General features: G+C 72.6%; 19 protein-coding genes. 18 read left to right on the top strand and 1 reads right to left on the bottom strand.

Annotated features, from left to right (window positions below; genetic code table 11):
• The first annotated feature begins 21 nt into the window (after positions 1-21).
• The 14 genes from FKD65_RS35090 (at position 22) to FKD65_RS35155 (ending at position 19125) form a co-directional block, all read left to right on the top strand.
• Positions 22-1056 carry a rod shape-determining protein gene (locus FKD65_RS35090; protein WP_067794123.1) on the top strand — a complete coding sequence of 345 codons (1035 nt, stop codon included), beginning with the start codon at positions 22-24 and terminating at the stop codon, positions 1054-1056.
• Between the two features lie 142 nt (positions 1057-1198).
• Positions 1199-2188, top strand: a complete 990-nt coding sequence (gene mreC / locus FKD65_RS35095; protein WP_141582947.1) for a rod shape-determining protein MreC — start codon at positions 1199-1201, stop codon at positions 2186-2188.
• Between the two features lies 1 nt (position 2189).
• Positions 2190-2789, top strand: a complete 600-nt coding sequence (gene mreD / locus FKD65_RS35100; RefSeq protein ID WP_141582949.1) for a rod shape-determining protein MreD — start codon at positions 2190-2192, stop codon at positions 2787-2789.
• Positions 2786-4858 (top strand): penicillin-binding protein 2, encoded by a 2073-nt coding sequence (gene mrdA, locus FKD65_RS35105; protein ID WP_141582951.1) that lies wholly within the window; start codon positions 2786-2788, stop codon positions 4856-4858. Before mreD ends, mrdA begins: the two co-directional genes overlap by 4 nt.
• Complete coding sequence (gene rodA / locus FKD65_RS35110) at positions 4855-6039, top strand: rod shape-determining protein RodA (protein ID WP_240809754.1); 1185 nt, start codon at positions 4855-4857, stop codon at positions 6037-6039. The genes mrdA and rodA overlap by 4 nt, the downstream gene beginning before the upstream one ends.
• Before the next feature lie 60 nt (positions 6040-6099).
• A complete protein-coding gene (locus FKD65_RS35115; RefSeq protein ID WP_141582954.1) occupies positions 6100-8022 on the top strand; it encodes a TIGR03960 family B12-binding radical SAM protein in 1923 nt (640 codons plus the stop codon).
• Between the two features lie 149 nt (positions 8023-8171).
• Positions 8172-9029, top strand: a complete 858-nt coding sequence (locus FKD65_RS35120) for a TIGR03936 family radical SAM-associated protein (RefSeq protein WP_141582956.1) — start codon at positions 8172-8174, stop codon at positions 9027-9029.
• Between the two features lie 202 nt (positions 9030-9231).
• Positions 9232-12426, top strand: a complete 3195-nt coding sequence (locus FKD65_RS35125) for an Rne/Rng family ribonuclease (protein WP_141582959.1) — start codon at positions 9232-9234, stop codon at positions 12424-12426.
• Positions 12427-12714: 288 nt separating this feature from the next.
• Positions 12715-13032, top strand: coding sequence for a 50S ribosomal protein L21 (gene rplU / locus FKD65_RS35130; protein WP_141582961.1), 318 nt, complete (start codon positions 12715-12717; stop codon positions 13030-13032).
• A 14-nt stretch (positions 13033-13046) separates the two neighbouring features.
• Complete coding sequence (gene rpmA, locus FKD65_RS35135) at positions 13047-13304, top strand: 50S ribosomal protein L27 (protein ID WP_067640985.1); 258 nt, start codon at positions 13047-13049, stop codon at positions 13302-13304.
• Between the two features lie 90 nt (positions 13305-13394).
• Positions 13395-14792: a GTPase ObgE gene (gene obgE, locus FKD65_RS35140; RefSeq protein WP_141582963.1), complete on the top strand. Its 1398-nt coding sequence runs from the start codon at positions 13395-13397 to the stop codon at positions 14790-14792.
• 128 nt (positions 14793-14920) lie between these two features.
• Positions 14921-16024, top strand: coding sequence for a glutamate 5-kinase (gene proB / locus FKD65_RS35145; protein WP_141582965.1), 1104 nt, complete (start codon positions 14921-14923; stop codon positions 16022-16024).
• Positions 16025-16043: 19 nt separating this feature from the next.
• Positions 16044-17303 carry a glutamate-5-semialdehyde dehydrogenase gene (locus FKD65_RS35150; RefSeq protein WP_141582967.1) on the top strand — a complete coding sequence of 420 codons (1260 nt, stop codon included), beginning with the start codon at positions 16044-16046 and terminating at the stop codon, positions 17301-17303.
• Positions 17304-17367: 64 nt separating this feature from the next.
• The gene (locus tag FKD65_RS35155; protein ID WP_141582969.1) at positions 17368-19125 is read left to right on the top strand and encodes a TIGR03767 family metallophosphoesterase; all 1758 of its coding nucleotides are present in this window, start codon (positions 17368-17370) and stop codon (positions 19123-19125) included.
• A 57-nt stretch (positions 19126-19182) separates the two neighbouring features.
• Here FKD65_RS35155 and FKD65_RS35160 read toward each other — a convergent pair whose 3' ends face one another.
• Positions 19183-20217: a M48 family metallopeptidase gene (locus FKD65_RS35160; RefSeq protein WP_141582972.1), complete on the bottom strand. Its 1035-nt coding sequence runs from the start codon at positions 20215-20217 to the stop codon at positions 19183-19185.
• Between the two features lie 90 nt (positions 20218-20307).
• Between FKD65_RS35160 and FKD65_RS35165 the strand changes: the two genes are divergently transcribed.
• The 4 genes from FKD65_RS35165 (at position 20308) to FKD65_RS35180 (ending at position 23459) form a co-directional block, all read left to right on the top strand.
• On the top strand, positions 20308-21594 hold the full coding sequence (locus FKD65_RS35165; RefSeq protein ID WP_205718351.1) for a phenylacetate--CoA ligase family protein: 1287 nt from the start codon (positions 20308-20310) through the stop codon (positions 21592-21594).
• A gap of 52 nt (positions 21595-21646) precedes the next feature.
• A complete protein-coding gene (nadD, locus tag FKD65_RS35170; RefSeq protein WP_141582974.1) occupies positions 21647-22246 on the top strand; it encodes a nicotinate-nucleotide adenylyltransferase in 600 nt (199 codons plus the stop codon).
• Between the two features lie 144 nt (positions 22247-22390).
• Positions 22391-22804 carry a ribosome silencing factor gene (gene rsfS, locus FKD65_RS35175; RefSeq protein ID WP_141582977.1) on the top strand — a complete coding sequence of 138 codons (414 nt, stop codon included), beginning with the start codon at positions 22391-22393 and terminating at the stop codon, positions 22802-22804.
• Complete coding sequence (locus FKD65_RS35180; protein ID WP_141582979.1) at positions 22797-23459, top strand: histidine phosphatase family protein; 663 nt, start codon at positions 22797-22799, stop codon at positions 23457-23459. The genes rsfS and FKD65_RS35180 overlap by 8 nt, the downstream gene beginning before the upstream one ends.
• The last annotated feature ends 62 nt before the right edge of the window (positions 23460-23521 follow it).

Genomic DNA, 23521 nt, shown 5'->3' on the forward strand with positions numbered 1-23521 from the left:
CATGAAGGGCTCCCTTTCTTCATGGGTAACAAGCTGTCGTTTCTTGGCCGTGACATGGCGGTCGATCTTGGTACCGCCAACACCCTGGTGTACGTGCGCGGGCGTGGCATCGTCCTCAACGAACCCTCCGTGGTGGCGATCAATACCAATACCGGGAAGATCGTCGCGGTGGGCATCGAGGCGAAGCGGATGATCGGCCGCACACCGGGCAACATCGTCGCGGTCCGTCCGCTGAAGGACGGCGTCATCGCCGACTTCGACGTCACCGAACGGATGCTGCGCTACTTCATCCAGAAGGTGCACAAGCGCCGGCACTTCGCCAAGCCGCGGATCGTCGTGGCCGTGCCGAGCGGGATCACCGGGGTGGAGCAGCGCGCGGTGAAGGAGGCCGGCTACCAGGCCGGCGCCCGCCGCGTCTACATCATCGAGGAGCCCATGGCCGCCGCGATCGGCGCCGGGCTGCCCGTCTACGAACCCACCGGCAACATGGTCGTCGACATCGGCGGCGGCACCACCGAGGTCGCGATCATCTCCCTCGGCGGGATCGTCACCAGCCAGTCGGTCCGCGTCGGCGGCGACGAACTCGACCAGGCCGTGATCTCTTTCTCCAAGAAGGAGTACTCCCTGATGCTCGGGGAACGCACCGCGGAGGAGATCAAGATGGCGATCGGTTCGGCCTATCCCGGCGGCGACGAGGAGCCGCACGCCGAGATCCGGGGCCGCGACCTCGTCAGCGGGCTGCCGAAGACCGTCGTGATCTCCGCCGAGGAGGTCAGGCGGGCGATCGAGGAACCGGTCAACGCCGTGGTGGACGCGGTGAAGACCACCCTCGACAAGTGCCCGCCCGAACTGTCCGGCGACATCATGGACCGCGGGATCGCGCTCACCGGCGGCGGTGCGCTGCTGAAGAACCTCGACGAACGGCTCCGCGAGGAGACCGGGATGCCCATCCACCTGGTGGACAACCCGCTCGACTCGGTGGTGCTCGGCACGGGCAAGTGCGTCGAGGACTTCGAGTCGCTCCGGCAGGTCCTCGTGCCGGAACCGCGGCACTGATTCGGACATGGCTCGCAGGAGGGCGTGAGGGGCCGTCCCTCCGGCGAGCCGATTCGGACACGGTCCGCCGAGGGGGACGTGGGGGCGTTCCACCTCGTGAGGCACTGGGCTCCCGGCGGACCAGGGAACGGGAGGTCGGTGCGTGAAGGACACCCGTCGCACCCGCGTGGTACTCGGCGCGCTGCTGGTCGCGGCGCTCGCGATGATCACCATCGACTACCGCGGTGGGCAGGACTCGCCGCTCAGCGGCCTGCGCGGCCTCGGCGCGACGGTGTTCGGCCCGGTGGAGCGGGCGTCGGCGTCCGTCGTGCGGCCGGTGGGCAACACCTTCGACGCGATCACCGACGCGCCGGGCGAGCGGCGCCGCGCCGACGGCCTCGAGCGGCAGAACCAGCGGCTGCGCGAGCAGCTGCGCTCCAGCCGCCTCGACCAGGACCGGTCCGCGCAGCTGCGCAGGCTGCTCGGCACCGCCGGGATGGGCGGCTACCGCATCCACGCCGCGCAGGTGATCTCCGCCGGGCAGGGCTTCGAGGACACCGTCACCATCGACGTCGGCAGCAGCAGCGGCATCAAGCCCGACATGACCGTGATGAGCGCCGAGGGTCTCGTCGGCCGCATCACCCGCGTCGGGCCCGCGACGTCCACGGTGCTGCTCGCCACCGACCAGACCTCCTCCATCGGCTCCCGCCTCGAGGAGTCCAAGGAGATCGGCATCACCCAGGGCCGGGGGCGCCGCGGCCTCGGCCGGGGCGGCGCCACGCCGCTGCGGTTCCAACTGCTGGACGCCGCCGCGCCGATCCGGGTGGGCCAGCGGATCGTCACGCTCGGATCGCAGGGCCAGCGGCCCTACGTCCCCGGCGTCCCGATCGGCGAGGTGGAGCGGATCGAGAAGTCCACCAGCGGGCTGACCCGCACCGCCTACGTCCGCCCGTTCGTCCGGTTCACCAGCCTGGACGTCGTCGCCGTCGTGGTCGCCCCGCCGAAGACCGACCCTCGCGACGCCGTCCTGCCGCCCAAGCCCCCGCCGCCCCCGAGCCCGACGCCGACCGCGACGCCGTCGGCGAGCAAGAGCCCCAAGGCCAAGCCGCGCCGCTCGAAGAGCCCGTCCACGAATCCGACCCGGGGGGACTGACGTGCTGAACCCGCCCGAGGCCTCGCCGGCCGGCCGCGCCGCGGTGACCGCCGTGGTGATCGTCGCGGCCCTGATCCTTCAGGTGTCGGTGGCGAACCGGCTCCCGCTGCCCGGCGGCGTCCAGCCCGACCTGGTGCTGCTGGCCGTGGTCGCGCTCGCGCTCGTCGCGGGCTCGACGACCGGGATGGTCGCGGGCTTCCTCGCGGGCCTCGCCGCCGACATCATCCCGCCCGCCGACCACACCATCGGCCGGTACGCGCTCGTCTACTGCCTCATCGGGTACCTGTGCGGCGCCGCTTCCGCCGAGATGGACCGCCAGTCCGCCGTACCGTTCCTGGCCGTCGCCGCCGGGGCGCTCGCCGGGACCGTGCTCTACGCGGGCACCGGCATGATGCTCGGCGACCCGCGCGCCGGGTGGGCGACCGTGTCGAGCATGGTGCCGCTGCAGGTGCTCTACGACGTCATCGCGAGCCCGTTCGTCGTGTGGGCGGTCCTGCGCGCCACCCGCCGGTACGAACGCGGCGAGCGCGCCCGGGGCGACCGCCTGGCGGTGCCCGCCGCCCGCTACCGCGCGATGACGGGGCGGAGCGGGAACCTGTGAATCCGAGGACCCACTTCCGCCTGGTCGTCCTGTACGTGCTCGTAGCCGCCCTGCTGCTCGTCCTGATCGGGCGCATGTGGGCGCTCCAGGTCCTGGAGGGCGCGCACTACAGGGCGATCGCCGCCGAGAACCGCACCCGCGACATCGTCGTCCCCGCCACCCGCGGCATGATCCTGGACGACCGCGGCAGGCCCCTCGTGCGCAACCGCAGCGCGCTCGTCGTGTCGGTCGACCGCACGACCCTGTCGCGGCAGAAGGACGGCGGCAAGACCGTCCTGCGGCGGCTCGCGGGCGTGCTCGACGTGACCCCCGACGAGATCACCAAGCGGATCCGGCTGTGCGGGCCCGGCATCAAGCGCCCCTGCTGGCCCGGCTCCCCGTACCAGCCGATCCCGGTCGAGGACCACGTCGATCCCAAGCGCGCTCTGCAGATCATGGAGCGGCAGGAGGACTTTCCCGGGATCACCGCGCAGGTCCAGGCCGTCCGCGACTACCCCGAGCCGGAGGGCGCCAAGCCCGCGCAGATGCTCGGCTACCTCCAGCCGATCACGCAGGAGGAACTCGACAAGCGCAAGGGCCTGAAGGTCACCGGCTACAGCGGCGTCGACCTGGTCGGGCGCGACGGCCTGGAGGCGCAGTACGACACGCACCTGAGCGGCGAGCCCGGGTTCCGCAAGGTCCTGGTCGACAGCCAGGGCCGCGTCACCGGCACCGCCGAGGAGAAGGCGCCGACGGCCGGAAACAACCTCGTCACCAGCATCGACGCCGGCGTGCAGGGCGCGGCGGAGAAGGCCCTCCAGCACGCGATCGACGGCGCCCGCAAGCAGGGCCGCCCCGCCGACGCCGGTGCCGCGGTCGTGATGGACGTGCGCACCGGCCGGATGATCGCGATGGCGAGCTACCCGACCTACGACCCGGGCATCTGGACCGGCGGCATCTCCCAGGGCGAGTACGACGCGCTGCTCGGCAAGAAGCAGGGCGAGCCGCTGATCTCCCGGGTCACGCAGGGGCAGTTCGCCCCCGGCTCCACCTTCAAGATCTCCTCGGTGTCCGCCGCGGTGGAGGACGGCAACAGCCTGACCGGCACCTACGACTGCCCCGGCTCCCTGAACGTCGGCAACCGCGCGTTCCGCAACTTCGAGGGCGAGGAACTCGGGGCGATGTCGCTGCACACGGCGCTCGTCAAGTCCTGCGACACGATCTTCTACCGGTTCGCCTACCAGGAGTGGCAGCGCGACGGCGGGATGAAGCCGAAGAAGAACCCCTCCGACCCCATGGTGAAGATGGCCCGCAGCTTCGGGTTCGGGGCGCGCACCGGCATCGACCTGCCCAGCGAGAGCGAGGGCCGCATCCCCGACCGCGGGTGGAAGAAGAACTTCTGGAACATCACCAAGGCCGCCAACTGCAAGGGCGCCAAGGAGGGCTACCCCGAGCTCGCCAAGACCGACCCGGCGCGCGCCGCCTACCTGAAGGCGGTGGCGACGGAGAACTGCACCGAGGGCTACGTCTGGCGGCCCGGCGACGCGGCGAACTTCTCGGTCGGGCAGGGCGACGTGCTGGTGACGCCGCTGCAACTCGTCCGCGCCTACGCGGCGGTCGCGAACGGCGGCAAGCTGGTGGTCCCTCGGCTCGGCGTCGCGCTCGTGCGTCCCGACGGGACGGTCGTCCGCCGGATCGACGCGCCCCCGGCGCGCAAGCTGCCGGTGGAGGGGAAGGTCCTGAAGTACATCCGCACGTCGCTCGCGGACGTGACGAAGAGCGGCACCGCGTCCGGCGCGTTCTCCGGCTTCGACTTCAAGCGCGTCGACGTCGGCGGCAAGACCGGCACCGCGGAGGTCTACGGCAAGCAGGACACGTCCTGGTTCGCCTCGTTCGGCCCGGTCGACGAGCCGCGCTTCGCGGTGGTCGCGATGGTCTCCCAGGGCGGGCAGGGCGCGCAGACGTCCGCGCCGGCCGTGCGGGAGATCTGGGAGGCCATGTACGGCACGAAGGACCGCAAGGCCATCCTCCAGGACGGCAAGCTCCCCTCGGAGCTGCCGCGGATGCCCGTCGAGGGGGCCGCCCCGTGATCACAGGCTCCGGGGTCGGCAGCGTCGACGCCTACGCCTCGCGCCGCACGTGGACCAGCCGGGTCGCCGAGCTGCGCCGCCTCGACCTGCCGATGCTGCTGGCCGTGCTGGCGCTGTCGGCGGTGGGCGCGCTGCTGGTGCGCTCGGCCACCTTCCACCTGCTGACCGAGCAGGGCAAGGACCCCGAGGGCTTCCTCAAGCGGCACGTCCTGAACCTCATCATCGGGTTCCTGCTCGGCGGCCTGGTCACCGTGCTCGACTACCGGCTCCTGCGCGCCTACGTCCCCATCCTGTACGGGCTGGCGTGCGTGGGGCTGCTGGCCGTGCTGACCCCGCTCGGCTCGACGATCAACGGGTCGCACTCGTGGATCGTGCTCGGCGGCGGGTTCCAGGTGCAGCCGTCGGAGTTCGCGAAGGTCGGGCTCGTGGTGCTGCTGGCGATGATCCTCGGCGAGCCGCGCGACGGGGAGATCGGCCCCGGCCGGCGGGACGTGCTGCTCGCGCTCGTGCTCGCCGGGGTGCCCGGCCTGCTGATCATGCTGCAGCCCGACCTCGGCACCACACTGGTGTTCATCGCGGTGGTGCTCGGCATGCTGGCGATCTCCGGGGCGCAGAAGCGGTGGCTGGTCGGACTGCTCGGCGGCGGGGTCGCCGCGGGCGCCGCCGTGTACTTCCTCGGCTTGCTGAAGGCCTACCAGATCGCCCGGTTCACCGCGTTCCTGAACCCCGAGGCCGACCCGCGCGGCGCCGGCTACAACGCCCAGCAGGCCCGGATCGCGATCGGTTCGGGCGGGGCGTTCGGCAAGGGCCTGTTCAACGGGGAGCAGACCGGCGGCCACTTCGTCCCCGAGCAGCAGACCGACTTCATCTTCACGGTGGCGGGGGAGGAGCTCGGCTTCGTCGGCGCCGCGGTGATCATCGCGCTGCTCGGCGTGGTGCTGTGGCGCGGGCTGCGCATCGCCACCCAGGCCGCCGACCTGTTCGGCACGCTCGTCGCCACCGGGGTCGTGTGCTGGCTCGGGTTCCAGACGTTCGAGAACGTCGGCATGACCATCGGCATCATGCCGATCACCGGGCTGCCGCTGCCGTTCGTGTCCTACGGCGGGTCCGCGACGTTCGCGAACATGATCGCCTTCGGCCTGCTGCAGGCCGTCCACGTGCGCCGCCGCCCGTTCGATTAGCGACCGGTGACCGCGTAGGCTGGACGTTCATCCCACGTCCCCTGCACGGAGGGTTCCGTCATGCCGGTCGAGTCGCTCTTCCCGCGCCTGGAGCCGCTGCTCCCGAGCGTGCAGAAGCCGATTCAGTACGTTGGCGGCGAGCTGAACTCCCAGCTCAAGGACTGGGACGAGACCGCGGTCCGGTGGGCGCTGATGTACCCGGACGCCTACGAGGTGGGGCTGCCGAACCAGGGCGTCCAGATCCTCTACGAGATCCTCAACGAGCGCGAGGGCGTGCTCGCGGAGCGGACGTACTCGGTGTGGCCCGACATGGAGGCCGTCATGCGGGAGCACGGCATCCCGCAGTTCACCGTCGACGCGCACCGGCCGGTCGCCGCGTTCGACGTGTTCGGCGTGTCGTTCTCCACCGAGCTCGGCTACACCAACCTGCTGACCGCGCTCGACCTCGCCGGCATCCCGCTGGAGGCCGCCGACCGCACCGCCGACCACCCGATCGTGGTCGCGGGCGGGCACGCCGCGTTCAACCCCGAGCCGATCGCCGACTTCGTCGACGCCGCGGTGCTCGGCGACGGCGAGGAGATCGCCCTCGCCATCACCGAGGTCGTCCGCGAGTGGAAGGCCGAGGGCGAGCCCGGCGGGCGGGACGGCCTGCTCATGCGCCTCGCCGCGTCCGGGGGGGTGTACGTCCCGCGCTTCTACGACGTGACCTACCTGCCCGACGGCCGCATCCAGCGGGTCGCGCCGAACCGTCCGGGCGTCCCGTGGCGGATCGAGAAGCACACCGTCATGGACCTCGACCAGTGGCCCTACCCGAAGAAGCCCCTGGTCCCGCTCGCCGAGACCGTGCACGAGCGGTTCAGCGTGGAGATCTTCCGCGGCTGCACCCGCGGCTGCCGGTTCTGCCAGGCCGGGATGATCACCCGTCCGGTGCGGGAGCGCTCGATCACCACGATCGGCGACATGGTGGAGCAGGGGCTCAAGGAGTCCGGCTTCCAGGAGGTCGGGCTGCTCAGCCTCTCCAGCGCCGACCACAGCGAGATCGGCGACGTCGCCAAGGGCCTCGCCGACCGCTACGAGGGCACCAACACCTCGCTCTCGCTGCCGTCCACGCGGGTCGACGCCTTCAACATCACGCTCGCCAACGAGTTCTCCCGCGGCGGCCGGCGCTCCGGCCTGACGTTCGCGCCGGAGGGCGGCTCCGAGCGGATGCGCAAGGTCATCAACAAGATGGTCTCCGAGGACGACCTGATCCGCACCGTCACCACCGCCTACGAGAACGGCTGGCGGCAGGTCAAGCTCTACTTCATGTGCGGCCTGCCCACCGAGGAGGACGAGGACGTCCTCGCCATCGCCGACATGGCCAAGCGGGTCATCAAGGCGGGCCGGGACGCCACGGGCCGCAAGGACATCCGCTGCACCGTGTCCATCGGCGGGTTCGTGCCCAAGCCGCACACCCCGTTCCAGTGGGCCGCGCAGTGCGACCACGAGACCGTCGACCGCCGCCTGCGCGCCCTCAAGGACGCCCTGCGCGGCGACAAGGAGTACGGGCGCGCCATCGGCCTGCGCTACCACGACGGCCAGCCGTCGATCGTCGAGGGCCTGCTGTCGCGCGGCGACCGGCGCGTCGGCAAGGTCATCCGCGCCGTCTGGGAGGACGGCGGCCGCTTCGACGGCTGGAGCGAGCACTTCTCCTACGAGCGCTGGACGGCCTGCGCCGAGAAGGCCCTGGCCGGCGAGCCCGTCGACCTCGCCTGGTACACCGTCCGCGAGCGCGACGAGGTCGAGGTGCTGCCCTGGGACCACCTCGACGCCGGGCTCGACCGCGAGTGGCTCTGGCAGGACTGGCAGGACGCCGTCGACGAGACCGAGGTCGAGGACTGCCGCTGGACGCCCTGCTACGACTGCGGCGTCTGCCCCACGATGGGCACCGAGATCCAGATCGGCCCCACCGGCAGGAAGCTTCTCCCGCTCAACGTGGTGTAACCGGATTCGTCCGTGGAAACCCCTGAACCGTAAGGGTTCCAGGCGTACGGGGCCGGTGCCTGGCGGAACCGGGTCCGGCGCCCCGTACTCTATAGGGAGACCTTTATTTCGACTCGACACGAGTAGGAAGGACCAGAACCCTGCCACCCATGCCGGAGGGTCCGGCGCCGGCCCCCGTGACCCAGCGACTGCGCGTCCGCTACGCCAAGCGGGGCAGGCTGCGGTTCACGAGCCATCGCGACATTTCCCGGGCCGTGGAACGCGCCGTAAGGCGCGCCGGGATCCCTGTCGCGTTCAGTGCCGGATTCACCCCCCACCCGAAGATCTCGTACGCGGGTGCGGCGGCGACAGGGGTGGCCAGTGAGGCCGAATACCTCGAACTCGGGTTGACCGAGACCCGCGACCCTGCGCGGGTGCGAGCCGATCTCGACGCGGCCCTGCCTCCCGGACTCGACGTCCTCGACGTCGTGCCGGTACGGGCGGGACGCGGCGACGCCCCGGTGAAGCCGGGCGCGTTCACCGATCGGCTCGAGGCGTCCGAATGGCGGATCCGGCTGGACGGTGTCGCCGAGGGCGACGCCGCCGACGCCGTGGCCGTCTTCATGGGCGCCGAGAGCATCGAGGTGGAACGTCTCACGAAGAAGGGACGGCGCCGTTTCGACGTGCGCGCCGCCGTGTCCGCCTGCGAGCTGGACCGGCGCGCCGCCGAGGCGGCGGATGCCCCTTGTGCGATACTTCGAATGGTTGTTCGGCATTCCACACCCGCCGTTCGACCCGACGACATCCTCACCGGACTGCGCCAGGTCGCCGACCTCGCGCCGCCGTCACCGCCGCTGGTGACCAGGCTGGCGCAGGGGCCCCTCGACGCGGGCACCGGTGGCATCGCGGATCCCCTGGATCCCGACCGGGAGACCGCCCTGCCGTCCGGCGACGACGCCGAGACGGCTCGCGGCCATGACCGGCCGCGGCCCGGGGACCCCGCGAGCGCGGATGTCGTCAGCGCCTGACCGTGGGACCGAAGCCGTGGAGGCACGGAACCGGTCCCGCAGGGTACGGAAGGCGCGCCCCCGACGACTTCGTCGTCATGGCCGGACCACCGTCCGGCGGTGACGGCACCGACTGACGAGGTGCTCCCGCGCGGCGCACCGCGACGTCCCGCCCTGGCGGGGCGGGCGGACGCGCCCGGGAGCCTGACGGGAGATTGCCCGGATGCTTGAGAACGAAGCCGACGCGGCCCCGGCCGAAGACGCCGACGACGGGACCGTTGAGAACGAGAACGCGGAGACCGCGCGGACCGAGGGCGCGCAGGTCGAGAACGCCGAGAGCGGCGGCGCGGGCGTGACCTCGCGTCCGCGCCGTGCGAGCCGGCCCGCCGGCCCGCCGCCCGACGTGGACGACACCGCCGCCGCGGCCCCCGCCGCGCCGCCGGAGCCCGCCTCCGCCGACGAGCCCGCCTCCGCCGAGGAGCCCGCCTCCGCGGGGGAGGCCGCCTCCGCTGCGGAGCCCGCCGAGGCGCCCAAGCGGACCCGCACCCGCGCCCGCAGGACCACGAAGGCCGCCGCCGAGACGGCCGAGCCCGTCCCGATGACGGGCGCCGAGACCTCGCCGGAGGCCCCCGAGGCCTCCGCCGAGCAGGCCTCCGAGGCCCCCGCCGAGCAGCCCGCCGAAGAGGCGGCGCAGGCCCCCCGCACCCGCACCCGGCGCCGCACCGCCAAGGCCGCCGCCGAGGTCCCCGCCGTGCCGCAGGTTCCGGCCGTCCCGGTCGCCGGCGAGCAGCCGACCCCCGAGCAGGTGTCGGAGATCGAGCCCGCGAGCGGCGTCGGCGTCCCCGGCGTGACGTTCCAGCCCCCGATGGTCGTCTTCCAGCCGCCGCAGCCCAAGACCGAGGCGCCCGCCCGGCCGAAGGCCGCCGAGCCCGAGCCCGCCGAGGCCGCCGCCGGCGAGGAGGACCTCGACCACGGGCCCGCGGACGAGGACGACTCCGATGACCGCCCGTCCCGCCGTCGCCGCCGCCGCGGCGGCCGCGGCCGGGGCCGGGGAGGCAAGGAGGGCGCCGAGGACGACGGGCAGGCCGAGGACGCCGAGGCCGAGGCCGAGGAGCCCAAGGAAGAGCAGCCCGCCAAGCCCGCCAAGTCCGCCAAGGGCAAGGCGGCCAAGGGCGGCAAGTCGTCCAAGGCCAAGGAGCAGGACAGGGAGCCCAAGGCCGAGGAGCCCGAGCAGGGCGCCGCCGAGGGCGAGGGCGAGGACGACTCCGAGGGCGGCACGAGCCGCCGCCGTCGCCGCCGCAGGCGCAGGACCGGGGCCGACGCCGAGACCGGCACCGGCTCCGACGACCCGCCGAACACCGTCGTCCACGTGCGCACGGCCCGCGAGGAGCGCGCCGACGCCGAGGCCGAGGTCCAGTCCGTGCGGGGCTCGACCCGCCTGGAGGCCAAGAAGCAGCGCCGCCGCGAGGGCCGCGAGCAGGGCCGCCGCCGCCCGCCGGTGATCACCGAGGCGGAGTTCCTGGCGCGCCGCGAGGCCGTCGAGCGCGTCATGGTGGTCCGGCAGGAGGGCGAGCGCACCCAGATCGCCGTCCTGGAGGACGACGTGCTCGTCGAGCACTACGTCAACCGGGCGACGCACCAGTCGTACGTCGGCAACGTCTACCTCGGCAAGGTCCAGAACGTCCTGCCGTCGATGGAGGCCGCGTTCGTCGACATCGGCAAGGGCCGCAACGCCGTGCTGTACGCGGGCGAGGTGAACTGGGACGCCTCCGGGCTGGAGGGCCAGCCCCGCCGCATCGAGTCGGCGCTGAAGTCGGGCCAGTCGGTGCTCGTCCAGGTCACCAAGGACCCCCTCGGACACAAGGGCGCCCGGCTGACCAGCCAGGTCTCGCTGCCCGGCCGCTACCTGGTGTACGTGCCGGACGGCTCGATGACCGGCATCAGCCGCAAGCTGCCCGACAAGGAGCGCAGCCGCCTCAAGTCGATCCTGAAGAAGGTCATGCCGGAGAACGCCGGCGTGATCGTCCGGACCGCGGCCGAGGGGGCGACCGAGGCGGAGCTCGCCCGCGACGTCTCGCGCCTCGCCGCCCAGTGGGACAGCATCCAGAAGAAGGTCAAGACGGCCTCGGCGCCGTCCCTGCTCTACGGTGAGCCCGACCTGACGATCCGGGTCATCCGCGACATCTTCAACGAGGACTTCTCCAAGCTCGTCGTGTCCGGCGACGAGGCCTGGGACACGGTCTCCGAGTACGTCCAGTACGTCGCCCCGCATCTGGCCGACCGCGTCGAGCGCTGGACCGGTGACCAGGACGCCCTGTCGGCGTTCCGCATCGACGAGCAGATCGCCAAGGCGATGGACCGCAAGGTCTGGCTGCCGTCCGGCGGCTCGCTGGTGATCGACCGCACCGAGGCGATGACGGTCATCGACGTCAACACCGGCAAGTTCACCGGGCAGGGCGGCAACCTCGAGGAGACCGTCACCCGCAACAACCTGGAGGCGGCCGAGGAGATCGTCCGCCAGCTGCGGCTCCGCGACATCGGCGGCATCATCGTGGTCGACTTCATCGACATGGTGCTGGAGAGCAACCGGGACCTGGTCCTGCGCCGCCTCGTCGAGTGCCTCTCGCGGGACCGTACCAAGCACCAGGTCGCCGAGGTCACCTCGCTCGGCCTGGTGCAGATGACCCGCAAGCGGGTCGGCCAGGGCCTGCTGGAGGCGTTCTCGGAGACCTGCGAGTCCTGCAACGGCCGCGGCATCCACGTCCACCTGACGCCGGTCGAGCCGAAGGCCGAGAAGGCCGCGGGCAAGGAGTCCGGACGCCGCCGCAAGCGCAAGGGCGAGGTCGAGAAGGCCGTCGAGGAGAAGCTCTCCCGGCACGAGGCCAAGCCGAAGGAGCCCGCGGAGGAGCCCTCGCCGGAGCCCTCGCCGGAGCCCGCGAAGGTGTCCGCGAGGGAGTCGGCGAAGGCGCCCGCCGCCGAGCCCGCGCCCGCCGCGGAGGCCAAGGCCGAGCCGGTCCGTTCGCGGCCGAAGAAGTCCGGGCCCGCCAAGCGCCCGGCCGGCCCGCCGCCCGAGATCGACGAGGCCCCGGCGCAGGCGGCCGTGGAGGCGGCCGAGGCCGCCGAGGAGACCGCGGACACCGCCCCGGGCGCGCTCGACTCCGCCGAGCCGGTGCCGGTCGGGCCGAACGGCGCCGAACCGGACGCCGGCGAGCCCGCGCCAGGCGAGCCGGTCGCCGGGCAGGCCGCGGACGCCGAGCTGAACGGGGCCGGGGTGACCGCCGGCGCGCCCGCCGCCGAGTCCAACGGCTCCGCTCCCGCCGGCGACCAGGACGCCGCCGAGCCCGCCCCCCGGCGCCGCACCCGCCGCCCCCGCGCGGCGGCGGCGCAGGCCGCCGACGGCGGCGAGTCCTCGGACTGACGAGGCCGCGAGCCCTGGCCGGACGCGTTCGCGTTCCGGTCAGGGCATCCGGTACCCTTGGACTTCGGCGCGCCGTGGGCGCGTCGCCCGAACCCGCACCGCGAGCCCCGTCCGGGGATCGATCGGTGCTCACCTCGCCGATCCGGTGAGGGCAAGCAGAGAGCGCCAGGGTCTCCCTGGTGTGCCGCCCTCGGCCCGGTGCCGGGGGTAGGCCCCCGTCCGGGGGCTGGTTAGCCACGCGTGGGGCCGGTTCACTCCGGAAGCGCGCGCAGACGAAGGGTTTCCGCGGTGTACGCGATTGTCCGCGCAGGCGGCAGGCAGGAAAAGGTCGCCGTCGACGACGTGCTGACCGTCGACAAGCTGGCCGGTGACGTCGGGTCGACCATCAAGCTCCAGCCCCTGCTGGTCGTTGACGGCGACGACGTCGTGAGCGCCACGGCCGACCTCGCCCGCTACGAGGTGACCGCCGAGATCCTCGGCGCGGTCAAGGGCCCCAAGATCAACATCATGCACTACCGGAACAAGACCGGTTACAAGCGGCGGATGGGTCACCGCCAGCCCTACACCGAGGTCAAGATCACCGGTATCAAGACCGGCAAGAAGTAAGGGAGAGCGGTCTCATGGCACACAAGAAGGGCGCATCGTCCAGCCGTAACGGTCGCGACTCCAATGCCCAGCGCCTCGGTGTGAAGCGCTTCGGCGGCCAGGTCGTCAACGCCGGCGAGATCATCGTCCGCCAGCGCGGCACCCACTTCCACCCCGGCCCGGGCGTCGGCCGCGGTGGTGACGACACCCTGTTCGCGCTCGTCGCCGGTGCGGTGCAGTTCCGCCGCTACCGCGGGCGCAACGCGGTGAGCGTCGTCCCGCCGGCGGAATAGTCCGCCGGGGACAGCGACTTTTTCGAAGGGGCGGACCGTTTCCGGTCCGCCCCTTCGCCGTTCTTACCGAGGTTCCTGAGGAGAGTCACCGTGGCCGCTGGAGCGGGATCGGGCGCGCAGTTCGTCGACCGGGTGGTGCTGCACGTCGCGGCGGGCAACGGGGGCAACGGCTGCGCCTCGATCCACCGGGAGAAGTTCAAGCCGCTCGGCGGCCCGGACGGCGCCAACGGCGGCCGCGGCGGCGACGTCGTCCTCGTCGTCGACTCCAACGCCGCGAGCCTCCTCGAGTACCACCGGCGCCCGCACCGCAAGGCGGGCAACGGCAGGCCGGGCCAGGGCAGCCTCAGGACGGGCGCCGACGGCGACGACGTGATCCTGGCCGTCCCCGACGGCACCGTCGTGAAGTCGGGCGACACCGTCCTCGCGGACCTGGTCGGCGAGGGCACCCGGTTCGTGATCGCCAAGGGCGGCAGCGGCGGTCTCGGGAACGCGGCGCTGGCGACGGCCAAGCGCAAGGCGCCCGGGTTCGCGCTGCTCGGCGAGCCGGGGGAGGAGCGCGACGTCGTCCTCGAACTGAAGAGCGTCGCCGACGTCGCGCTCGTCGGTTTCCCCAGCGCGGGCAAGTCGTCGCTGATCGCCGCGCTGTCGGCCGCCAAGCCGAAGATCGCCGACTACCCGTTCACGACGCTGATCCCGAACCTCGGGGTGGTGAGCGCGGGTGACACGACGTTCACGGTCGCGGACGTGCCGGGCCTGATCGAGGGCGCCAGCGAGGGCCGCGGCCTCGGCCTGGACTTCCTGCGCCACATCGAGCGCTCCTCCACCCTCGCGCACGTCCTCGACTGCGCGACGATGGAGCCGGGCCGCGACCCGGTCAGCGACTTCGAGGTCATCGAGCGCGAACTCAAGGCCTACGACCGCGTGCTGGGCGACCGCCCGCTGTCGGACCGCCCCCGCATCGTCGTCCTGAACAAGGTGGACGTGCCGGACGGCCGCGACCTCGCCGAGATGGTGCGGCCCGAGTTCGAGGCCCGCGGCCTGCGCGTGTTCGAGGTGTCGGCGGCGTCGCACGAGGGGCTGCGGGAGCTGTCGTTCGCGATGGCGGCGATGGTGACGCAGTACCGCGCGTCGCTGCCCGCGGCGGAGCCCACCCGCATCGTCATCCGGCCCGAGCCGGCCGGCGGCGACACCGACTTCGAGGTCAAGACCCTCGGCGACAACACCTACCTGATCACCGGGACGAAGCCGGTCCGCTGGCTGCGCCAGACCGACTTCGCCAACGAGGAGGCCGTCGGCTACCTCGCCGACCGCCTCGCCCGGCTCGGCGTGGAGGACGCCCTCGTCCAGGCGGGCGCCACCGGCGGCGCCACCGTCCTGATCGGGACGCCCGACGACTCGATCGTCTTCGACTGGGAGCCGGAGGTGGCGGCGGGCGAGGGCACGAGGGGCCCGCGCGGCACCGACCGCCGTCTGGACGGCTGGTCCTAAAAAGAGCGGAGCGATCCGGGGGGGGTGTGGGGGGTCGTCCCCCCACAGGGGCAGGGTAGAGCGGAGCGATCCGGGGGGTGTGGGGGGTCGTCCCCCCACAAGGAGCAGGACATGCGAGGAGCAGGGGCATGAGTGGGCGTGAGGGGGTCGCGAAGGCGCGGCGGATCGTGGTGAAGGCGGGGTCGTCCTCGCTGACCACGCCGCAGGGCACGATCGACGCGAACCGCATCGACGCGCTGGTGGACGTGCTCGCCGCGCGCCGCGCCGAGGGCACCGAGATCGTGTTCGTGTCGTCCGGCGCGATCGCGGCGGGGCTCGGCCCGCTGGGGCTGACCCGCCGCCCGCCCGACCTCGCGACCCAGCAGGCGGCGGCGAGCGTGGGGCAGGGCCTGCTGTTCGCCCGCTACACCTCCTCGTTCGCCCGGTACGCGCTGACGGTGGGGCAGGTGCTGCTCACCGCCGACGACATGATGCGCCGCTCGCACCACCGCAACGCGCAGCGCACCCTCGCGCAGCTGCTCGCCATGGGCGTGCTGCCGATCGTGAACGAGAACGACACGGTCGCCACCGACGAGATCCGGTTCGGCGACAACGACCGGCTGGCCGCGCTCGTCGCGCACCTGATCCGCGCGGACGCGCTGGTCCTGCTGTCGGACGTCGACGCCCTCTACACCGGGGACCCGCGCCGCCCGGGGACCCGCCGCGTCGACGAGGTGCGCGGCCCGGACGACCTCGGCGGCGTCGAGCTCGGCGGGTCCGGGCGGGTCGGCACCGGCGGAATGGTCACCAAGGTCGAGGCGGCCCGGATCGCGGGCATCCCCGTGGTCCTGACGAACGCCGCGTCCGCGGCGCACGCGCTCGCGGGCGACCAGGTCGGGACGCTGTTCCATCCGGCCGCGGGGCGCCGCATGTCGACCCGCGACCTGTGGCTGGCGCACGCGACGACGGGCCAGGGCCGTGTCATGCTGGACGCGGGCGCCGTGGAGGCGGTCGTGCGGCGCCGCAAGTCCCTGCTCCCGGCGGGGGTGACCGGCGTGGACGGCGACTTCGCCGCGGGCGACCCGGTCGACCTGTGCGACGCGGGCGGCGCGGTCGTCGCCCGCGGCCTGGTGAACTACGACGCGTCCGAGATCCCCGAGCTGATGGGGCGCTCGACGCGCTGGCTGGCCCGGGAGCTGGGCGCCGAGTACGAACGCGAGATAATCCACCGCGACCATCTGGTGATTCTGTGATGACAGGGAGTGCCTGCTGATGAGCGACGAGCGCGAGGAGTTCCTGCGGGTGGCGCGGCGCGCCGGGGATGCCGCCGCCGGGCTGGCTCCGCTGCCGCGGTCGGCGAAGGACGCGGCGCTGCACCGGATCGCCGAGGCGCTGGTCGCCGCCGCCCCGGAGATCGTCAAGGCGAACGAGGGCGATGTCGCGCGGGCCCGCGCGAACGGCACCTCCGAGTACATGATCGACCGGCTGAGCCTGTCGGAGGCGCGGATCGCCGCGATCGCCGACGCGGTCCGCGAGGTCGCCGCGCTGCCGGACCCGGTGGGGGAGACGGTGCGCGGGAACGTCCTGCCGAACGGCCTGGAGCTGCGGCAGGTGCGGGTGCCGCTCGGCGTCGTCGGGATCATCTACGAGGGCCGCCCGAACGTCACCGTCGACGCCGCCGCGCTGTGCCTGAAGAGCGGGAACGTGGCGATGCTGCGCGGCTCGTCCTCGGCGTACGACTCCAACTCGGTGCTGGTCGAGGTGATGCAGGGCGCGCTCACCGGGACCGAGGTCCCGCCGGACGCGGTGCAGCTGGTCCCGGGCACGTCCCGGGAGTCGGTGAAGCACCTGATGCGGGCGCGCGGCCTGGTGGACGTGCTGATCCCGCGCGGCGGCGCCTCGCTGATCAACTCGGTGGTGGAGGAGTCGACCGTCCCGGTGATCGAGACGGGCGTCGGCAACTGCGCGGTGTACGTCGACGCCGCCGCGGACGTCGACATGGCCCTGGACATCCTCCTGAACGCCAAGACGCAGCGTCCCTCGGTGTGCAACGCCGCCGAGACGTTCCTGGTGCACGCCGACATCGCCGACACGTTCGTCCCGCGCGCGCTTGAGGCGCTGAAGGGCGCCGGTGTGACGGTGCACGGCGACGACCGCGTCCGCTCCTACAGTGGTGACGTCGTGGAGGCGACGGAGGACGACTGGTACGCCGAGTACCTGTCGCTCGACATCGCCGCCCGCGTGGTGGACTCGCTCGAAGAGGCCGTGGCGCACATCCGCCGGTACGGATCGGGCCACACCGAGGCGATCGTCACGACGTCCCAGCCGGCCGCGAAGCGGTTCGTCGCGCTGGTCGACTCGGCGGCCGTGATGGTGAACGCCTCGACGCGCTTCACCGACGGCGAGGAGTTCGGCTTCGGCGCGGAGATCGGCATCTCGACGCAGAAGCTGCACGCGCGCGGCCCGATGGGGCTGCCGGAGCTGACGTCCACCAAGTACGTGGTGACCGGGGAGGGACACGTGCGCGGCTGAGGTCCGGATTTGTGACATTTTTGCCATTGATGTCACGTGTACGGGTGTGGTCTGATTCACGATTGTGACTCGTCAGTACAGCCGCCGCCGCGTCCTGCAGGGCGCCGCCCTCGGCGCGGGGATCGCCACCACCGGACTGGCCGCCTTCCCCGCGCGCCCCGCCGCCGCGGCGGCGCCCGCGCTGCGCGGTCCAACTGCGGGCACCACCATCGACCGGACGTACCTGCTCGGCGCCGCCGGCGCCGGCGGGTACCGCAAGGTGACCACCGGGCCGGGGGAGCCGCACCTGCTGCGCCGCGACCTCGGCGGCGCGGCGTCCGCGCGCCGCGCGGTCACCCGCCGCGGCGTCCTGGCGTTCGGCCACCTCACCGACGTGCACGTCATCGACGCGCAGTCCCCGGCCCGCGTCGAGTTCGTCGACCGGCTGAAGGACGGCCTGTCCGTCCTGCCGGTCGAGGGCGCGTACCGGCCGCAGGAGATCCTTTCCACGCAGGTCGCCGAGGCCATGGTCCAGGCGATGAACAGCGTCGGGCGCGGGCCTGCGACCGGGCTCGGCCTCGCCTTCACCATCAACACCGGCGACGCCGCCGACAACGTCCAGTACAACGAGATCCGCTGGATCATCGACCTGCTGGACGGCGGGCGCATCCGCCCCGACTCCGGCGACCCGAACCGGTACGAGGGCGTCATGGACTGGGCGTCCTACGACCGGTCGTTCTGGCACCCCGAGGGCGCGCCGCCCGGCGCCGAGGCCGACCTGCCGAGCACCCGGTACGGCTTCCCGCGCGTGCACGGCCTGATCGACGCCGCGCGCCGGCCGTTCCAGGCGACCGGTCTCGACGCGCCGTGGCTGGCCGCGTTCGGCAACCACGACGGGCTCGTCCAGGGCAACCTGCCGACGAACCCGCTGGTCACCGGCCTCGCCACCGGCGGCATCAAGATCGGCGCCCCGGCGGACGCGGGCCAGGCCGAGCGCCTCGCCCGCATGATGAGCGGGGGCGACGCGGCCGAGCTCGTCCGGCTCAGCCGCGAGCAGGGCGGCGCCGGCGGCCTGTTCAGGCCGGTGACCCCCGACGCGAACCGCCGGATGCTGTCGCGCGCCGAGGTCGTCGCCGAGCACTTCAAGACCTCCGCGTCCCTGCGCGGCCACGGCTTCACCCCCGCCAACCTGCGCGACAGGACCGCCTACTACGCCTTCGACAAGGGCGTCGTGCGCGGGCTCGTCCTCGACACCGTCAACCCCAACGGCTACTCCGAGGGCTCGCTCGACCGGAAGCAGTTCGCGTGGCTGGAGGCGCAGCTCAAGGCCGGCAGCAGCCGCTACATCGCCCCGGACGGCTCGGTCGTGAAGCACGCGGCGAAGGACAGGCTGTTCGTCCTGTTCAGCCACCACCCCATCGGCTCGCTGGAGAACCCGCTGGGCGGCGACCGCGTCCTCGGGGACGAGGTCGAGGCGCTCCTGTTGCGCTACCCGAACGTCGTCCTGTGGGTGAACGGCCACACGCACCGCAACCAGGTCATCCCGCACGCGCGCAAGGGCGGCGGGGGGTTCTGGGAGGTCAACACGGCCGCGCACATCGACTTCCCGCAGCAGAGCCGCATCGTCGAGCTCGCCGACAACGGCGACGGCACCCTGTCGGTCTTCGCGACGATCATCGACTCCGCGGGCCCGGCCTCCTACGGCGGCCGGCTCACCGACCCGGTCAGGCTGGCGTCGCTGTCGCGCGAGCTGGCGGGCAACGACTGGCAGGACCGCGAGGAGAACCGCCGCGGCGAGGCCGCCGACCGCAACGTGGAGCTCCTCCTCCCCGCCCCGTTCTGACGGAGAAGGCGAAGGGCCGCCGCGTCCGTGTCGCGGCGGCCCTGGTCCGGTGCCCGGTCAGTTGCCGGTGGTGGGCCCGTTGTCGCGCCGGGTGAACCGGTCGAACAGCCCGCCCGCCGCCCCGGCGGCCGCGTCGGCCATGTCGCGGACCTTGCCCACGAACGGGTCGGCCGTCCGCTCCCACGACTCGCGGTACGACTGCGCGGCCTCCTTGATGCCGTCGCGGACCGACGCGTTGCCGTCGTCCTCGCGGCGCGCGTAGTCCCCGGCGAGGATGCGCTCGTACTCGCCGCTGCGCGCCCAGCGGTCGATCTCGGCGAACCGGATCACCGCGTACGGGTGCGACTGCCCGAGCAGGTTCATGAACTTCAGCAGCCCGTCCCGCACGTCGCCGGCCGCGTCGTACTCGCGCGCCTGCTGCAGGAACGCCTCGCTGCTCATCTCGCCGAGCCGCGTCCCGCCGGCGAGCTTCATGTTGACCCGCTTGGCGGCGTCGAGGTCCTGCCCGGTGAGCAGCCCGGCCCGGTCCGAGGACAGCTCCGCCTTGCGGAACCACTCGCGCAGCCCGATGATGATCGCCGCGATGCCGACGTTGCCGAGCGGCAGCCACGCCAGCCGCGCCCCGAGCTGCAGCAGGACCTGCATCATCGTCTGGTACACCGCGTGCCCGGACAGGATGTGCCCGACCTCGTGCCCGACGACGAACCGCAGCTCCTCCTCGTCCAGCAGGTCGATCAGGCCGGTGTTCAGCACGATGAACGGGTGGTCGGAGCCGAGCGCCATCGCGTTCGGCGTCGGGTCCTGCCGGACGTAAAGCTCCGGTACCTCCGGCATGTCCAGGATGTAGGAGGCGTCGCGGACCATGTCGTAGATGTGGCGGAACTGGTCCTCGCCTACGCGCACCGTCCCGCCGAGGAACATCAGCCGCAGGGCCCGCTCGTTGACCAGCCCCGACAGCTTGCGCAGCACGACGTCGAACCCGGAGAGCGAGCGCAGCGCCACCAGCGCCGAACGGTCCGCCGGGTGTTCGTAGGCCCGGGAACTGATCCCCGGGAACCGAGTACGTGCTCGATCCGGTGTGTTCTCCGTCATATCTGGCATGGTAGTTCCGACGATCAACCGTGCCGCAGGGTTCCCCGACGCGGGGGCCCGTCCGGCTCTGGCCGCGCCCGGGAGGCAGGCATGTTCGACCCCAAGGCCGAGGCGATGTCCCTCGACGAGCGCGCCGCGCTCCAGCGGCACCGGGTGTGGGGGCTGGTCGACCGGCTGCTCGCGGCCGGCGGCGTCCAGGGGCGGCGGCTCAAGGAGGCCGGGGTCGGGCGCGGCGCCGACGTGAAGCTCGCGGGGCTCCGCGACCTCCCGTTCACCACCAAGCAGGACCTGTGGGACCACTACCCGTTCGAGATGCTCGCCGTGCCGCGCGACCAGGTCGCCGCCGTGCACGGGTCCAGCGGGACGCGGGGCCGCCCGACGCTCGTCGCCTACACCAAGGCCGACCTCGACCTGTGGGCGGCGATGTGCGCGCGCTCGCTGTCGTGCGCCGGGGCGTCGCCGGGCAGCATCGTGCACAACGCCTACGGGTACGGGCTGTTCACGGGCGGGATCGGCATCCACCAGGGGGCCGTGGCGCTCGGCGCGACCGTGGTGCCGATGTCGGGCGGGATGACCGACCGGCAGGTGCGCATGCTCGCCGACCTCCGCCCGGACATCCTCACCTGCACCCCCGCGTACGCGCTGCGGCTGGGGGAGGCGGTCGCCGAGGCCGGGGTGGACCCGGGCTTCCTCAAGGCCGGGCTGTTCGGCGCCGAGCCCTGGTCGGAGGAGCTGCGCACGGCCATCGAGGACGTCCTGCCGATCAAGGCGATGGACATCTACGGGCTCTCGGAGATCATCGGGCCCGGGGTGGCCACCGAGTGCCTGGAGCAGGACGGCCTGCACGTCAACGAGGACCACTTCATCGTCGAGGCCGTCGACCCCGCCACCGGGGAGCCCGTCGAGGACGGGACGCCCGGCGAGCTCGTCTTCACCACCCCGACCAAGCAGGCGCTGCCGCTGCTGCGCTACCGGACGGGCGACATCGCGTCCCTCACCCGCGGCGAGTGCGCCTGCGGGCGGACCCTGGTCCGGATGAGCAAGGTCCTCGGCCGCGCGGACGACATGATCGTCGTGCGGGGCGTGAACGTGTACCCGAGCGAGGTCGAGCGGGTCCTGCTCGGCTCCGGGCTCGTCCGGCCGCACTACCAGCTCGTCGTGGACCGGCGCAGCCCCGCGGCGCGGCTCGTGGTCGCCTGCGAGGCCGTCTCCGGCGACCCGAAGGCCGAGCTCGTCCACGCCCTCTACGAGACGCTGGGCCTCACCGCCGAGGTCGCGGTGCTGCCCGAGGGCACCGTGCCGAGGGTCGAGGTGGGCAAGGCCGTCCGGGTCGTGACCTGGGGGGACGGCGAGCCGCCGCTGCCGGGCCTCGGCTGAGGGGCCGGGGTCGGAGGTTCCGGCCGGTGCCCGGCTGGCTATTGTCGTCGCTATGACGCAAAAGCGGCGCCTCGGGATCATGGGCGGCACGTTCGACCCGATCCACCACGGGCACCTCGTGGCCGCCAGCGAGGTCGCGCACTTCTTCTCCCTGGACGAGGTCGTGTTCGTGCCCACCGGCGTCTCGGCCCACAAGGAGATGGGCAAGGTCGCCGCGGCCGAGGACCGCTACCTCATGGCCGTCATCGCCACCGCGTCCAACCCGCGCTTCTCCGTCAGCCGCATCGACATCGACCGGCCCGGAGCCACCTACACCGTCGACACGCTCCGCGACATGCGCGACATCCAGGGCCCCGACGCCGACCTGTTCTTCATCACGGGGGCGGACGCGCTGGAGAAGATGCTCACCTGGCACGACACCGACGAGCTTTTCGAACTCGCCCACTTCATCGGCGTCACGCGTCCCGGCCACCGGCTCGCCGACCCCGGGCTGCCCGACGGGCGCGTCTCCCTCATGGAGGTGCCGGCCCTGTCGATCTCCTCCACCGAGTGCCGCGAGCGGGTCAACTCGGGCGAGCCGATCTGGTATCTCGTCCCGGACGGGATCGTCCAGTACATCAACAAGCGGGGCCTCTACCGCACCGCCGCCTGACGGGACGCCGCGGCCACATATTCTGGATGGGGTACGGGGCCGCATCCGCCATTGCGGTCGAACAACGACAAAGAGGTCGATCGTCCGCCACACGTGAGAAGGTGGAGCGGAGACGACCCCTACAGGGAGGATCGCGAGCGCATCGTGACCGCATCCGAGAGGGCGGCGCAGCTCGTCCGGATCGCCGCCGAGGCGGCGGGCGACAAGCTGGCCGACGACATTCTTGCCTACGACGTGAGCGAGCAGCTCGTCATCACCGACGCGTTCCTGCTCTGCTCGGCCCCGAGCGACCGGCAGGTCCGCGCCATCGTGGACGAGGTCGAAAAGCGCCTGCGCGAGGAGGCCGAGGCCAAGCCCGTCCGCCGTGAGGGCGAACGCGAGGGCCGCTGGGTCCTGCTGGACTACGCGGACGTCATCGTGCACATCCAGCACGAGGAGGACCGCATGTTCTACGCCCTCGAACGGCTCTGGAAAGACTGCCCCCTCATCGACCTGCCGGACAGCGTCACCGCGCACCAGGCCCAGCGCGCCCGCGCCGTCGGGAGCCCGAGTGAGTGAAGCCCGCCCGGCCCGCGAACCGGGCAGACGCCGGCTCGTCCTCTGGCGGCACGGCCAGACGTCATGGAACGTGGAGCGCCGCTTCCAGGGCAAGACCGACATCCCTCTCGATGAGACCGGTATCGCCCAGGCGCAGCGCGCCGCGAGCCTCCTCGCCGGGCTCCGCCCCACCGCGCTGCTGTCCTCGCCGCTGCGGCGCGCCGCCGACACCGCCCAGGCCCTCGCCGACCTCACCGGGCTGCCCGTCCGCTACGACCAGGACCTCATCGAGCGCGACGGCGGCGACTGGGAGGGCCTCACCTCCCGCGAGATCCGCGAACGCTACCCCGCCGAGCACGCCGCCTGGCAGCCGCCCGGCGGCGAGACCAGCGCCCAGGTCGCCAAGCGGGTCGGGGCCGCGCTCGAACGCGCCCTCGACGACCTGGAGCCCACCGGGCAGCTCGTCGTCGCCTCCCACGGCGCCGCGCTCCGCCTCGGCATGTCCCAGCTCCTCGGCCTCCCCGAGGAGACCTGGGAACGCCTCGGCGGCCTGTCCAACTGCTGCTGGTCCGTCATCACCGAGATGCGCGACGGCGGCTGGCGCCTGGCCGAGCACAACGCCGGAACCCTCCCCGAACCCGTCCTCGGCGACGACCGCCCCGACATCGGCGTCTGACGCCCAAACGATTCGAGACCGGACCCGCCCGTCCTATACACTGGCGGGGCGCCGCAGGATGA

This window comes from Actinomadura sp. WMMA1423, assembly GCF_006547145.1.
GTDB lineage: Bacteria > Actinomycetota > Actinomycetes > Streptosporangiales > Streptosporangiaceae > Spirillospora.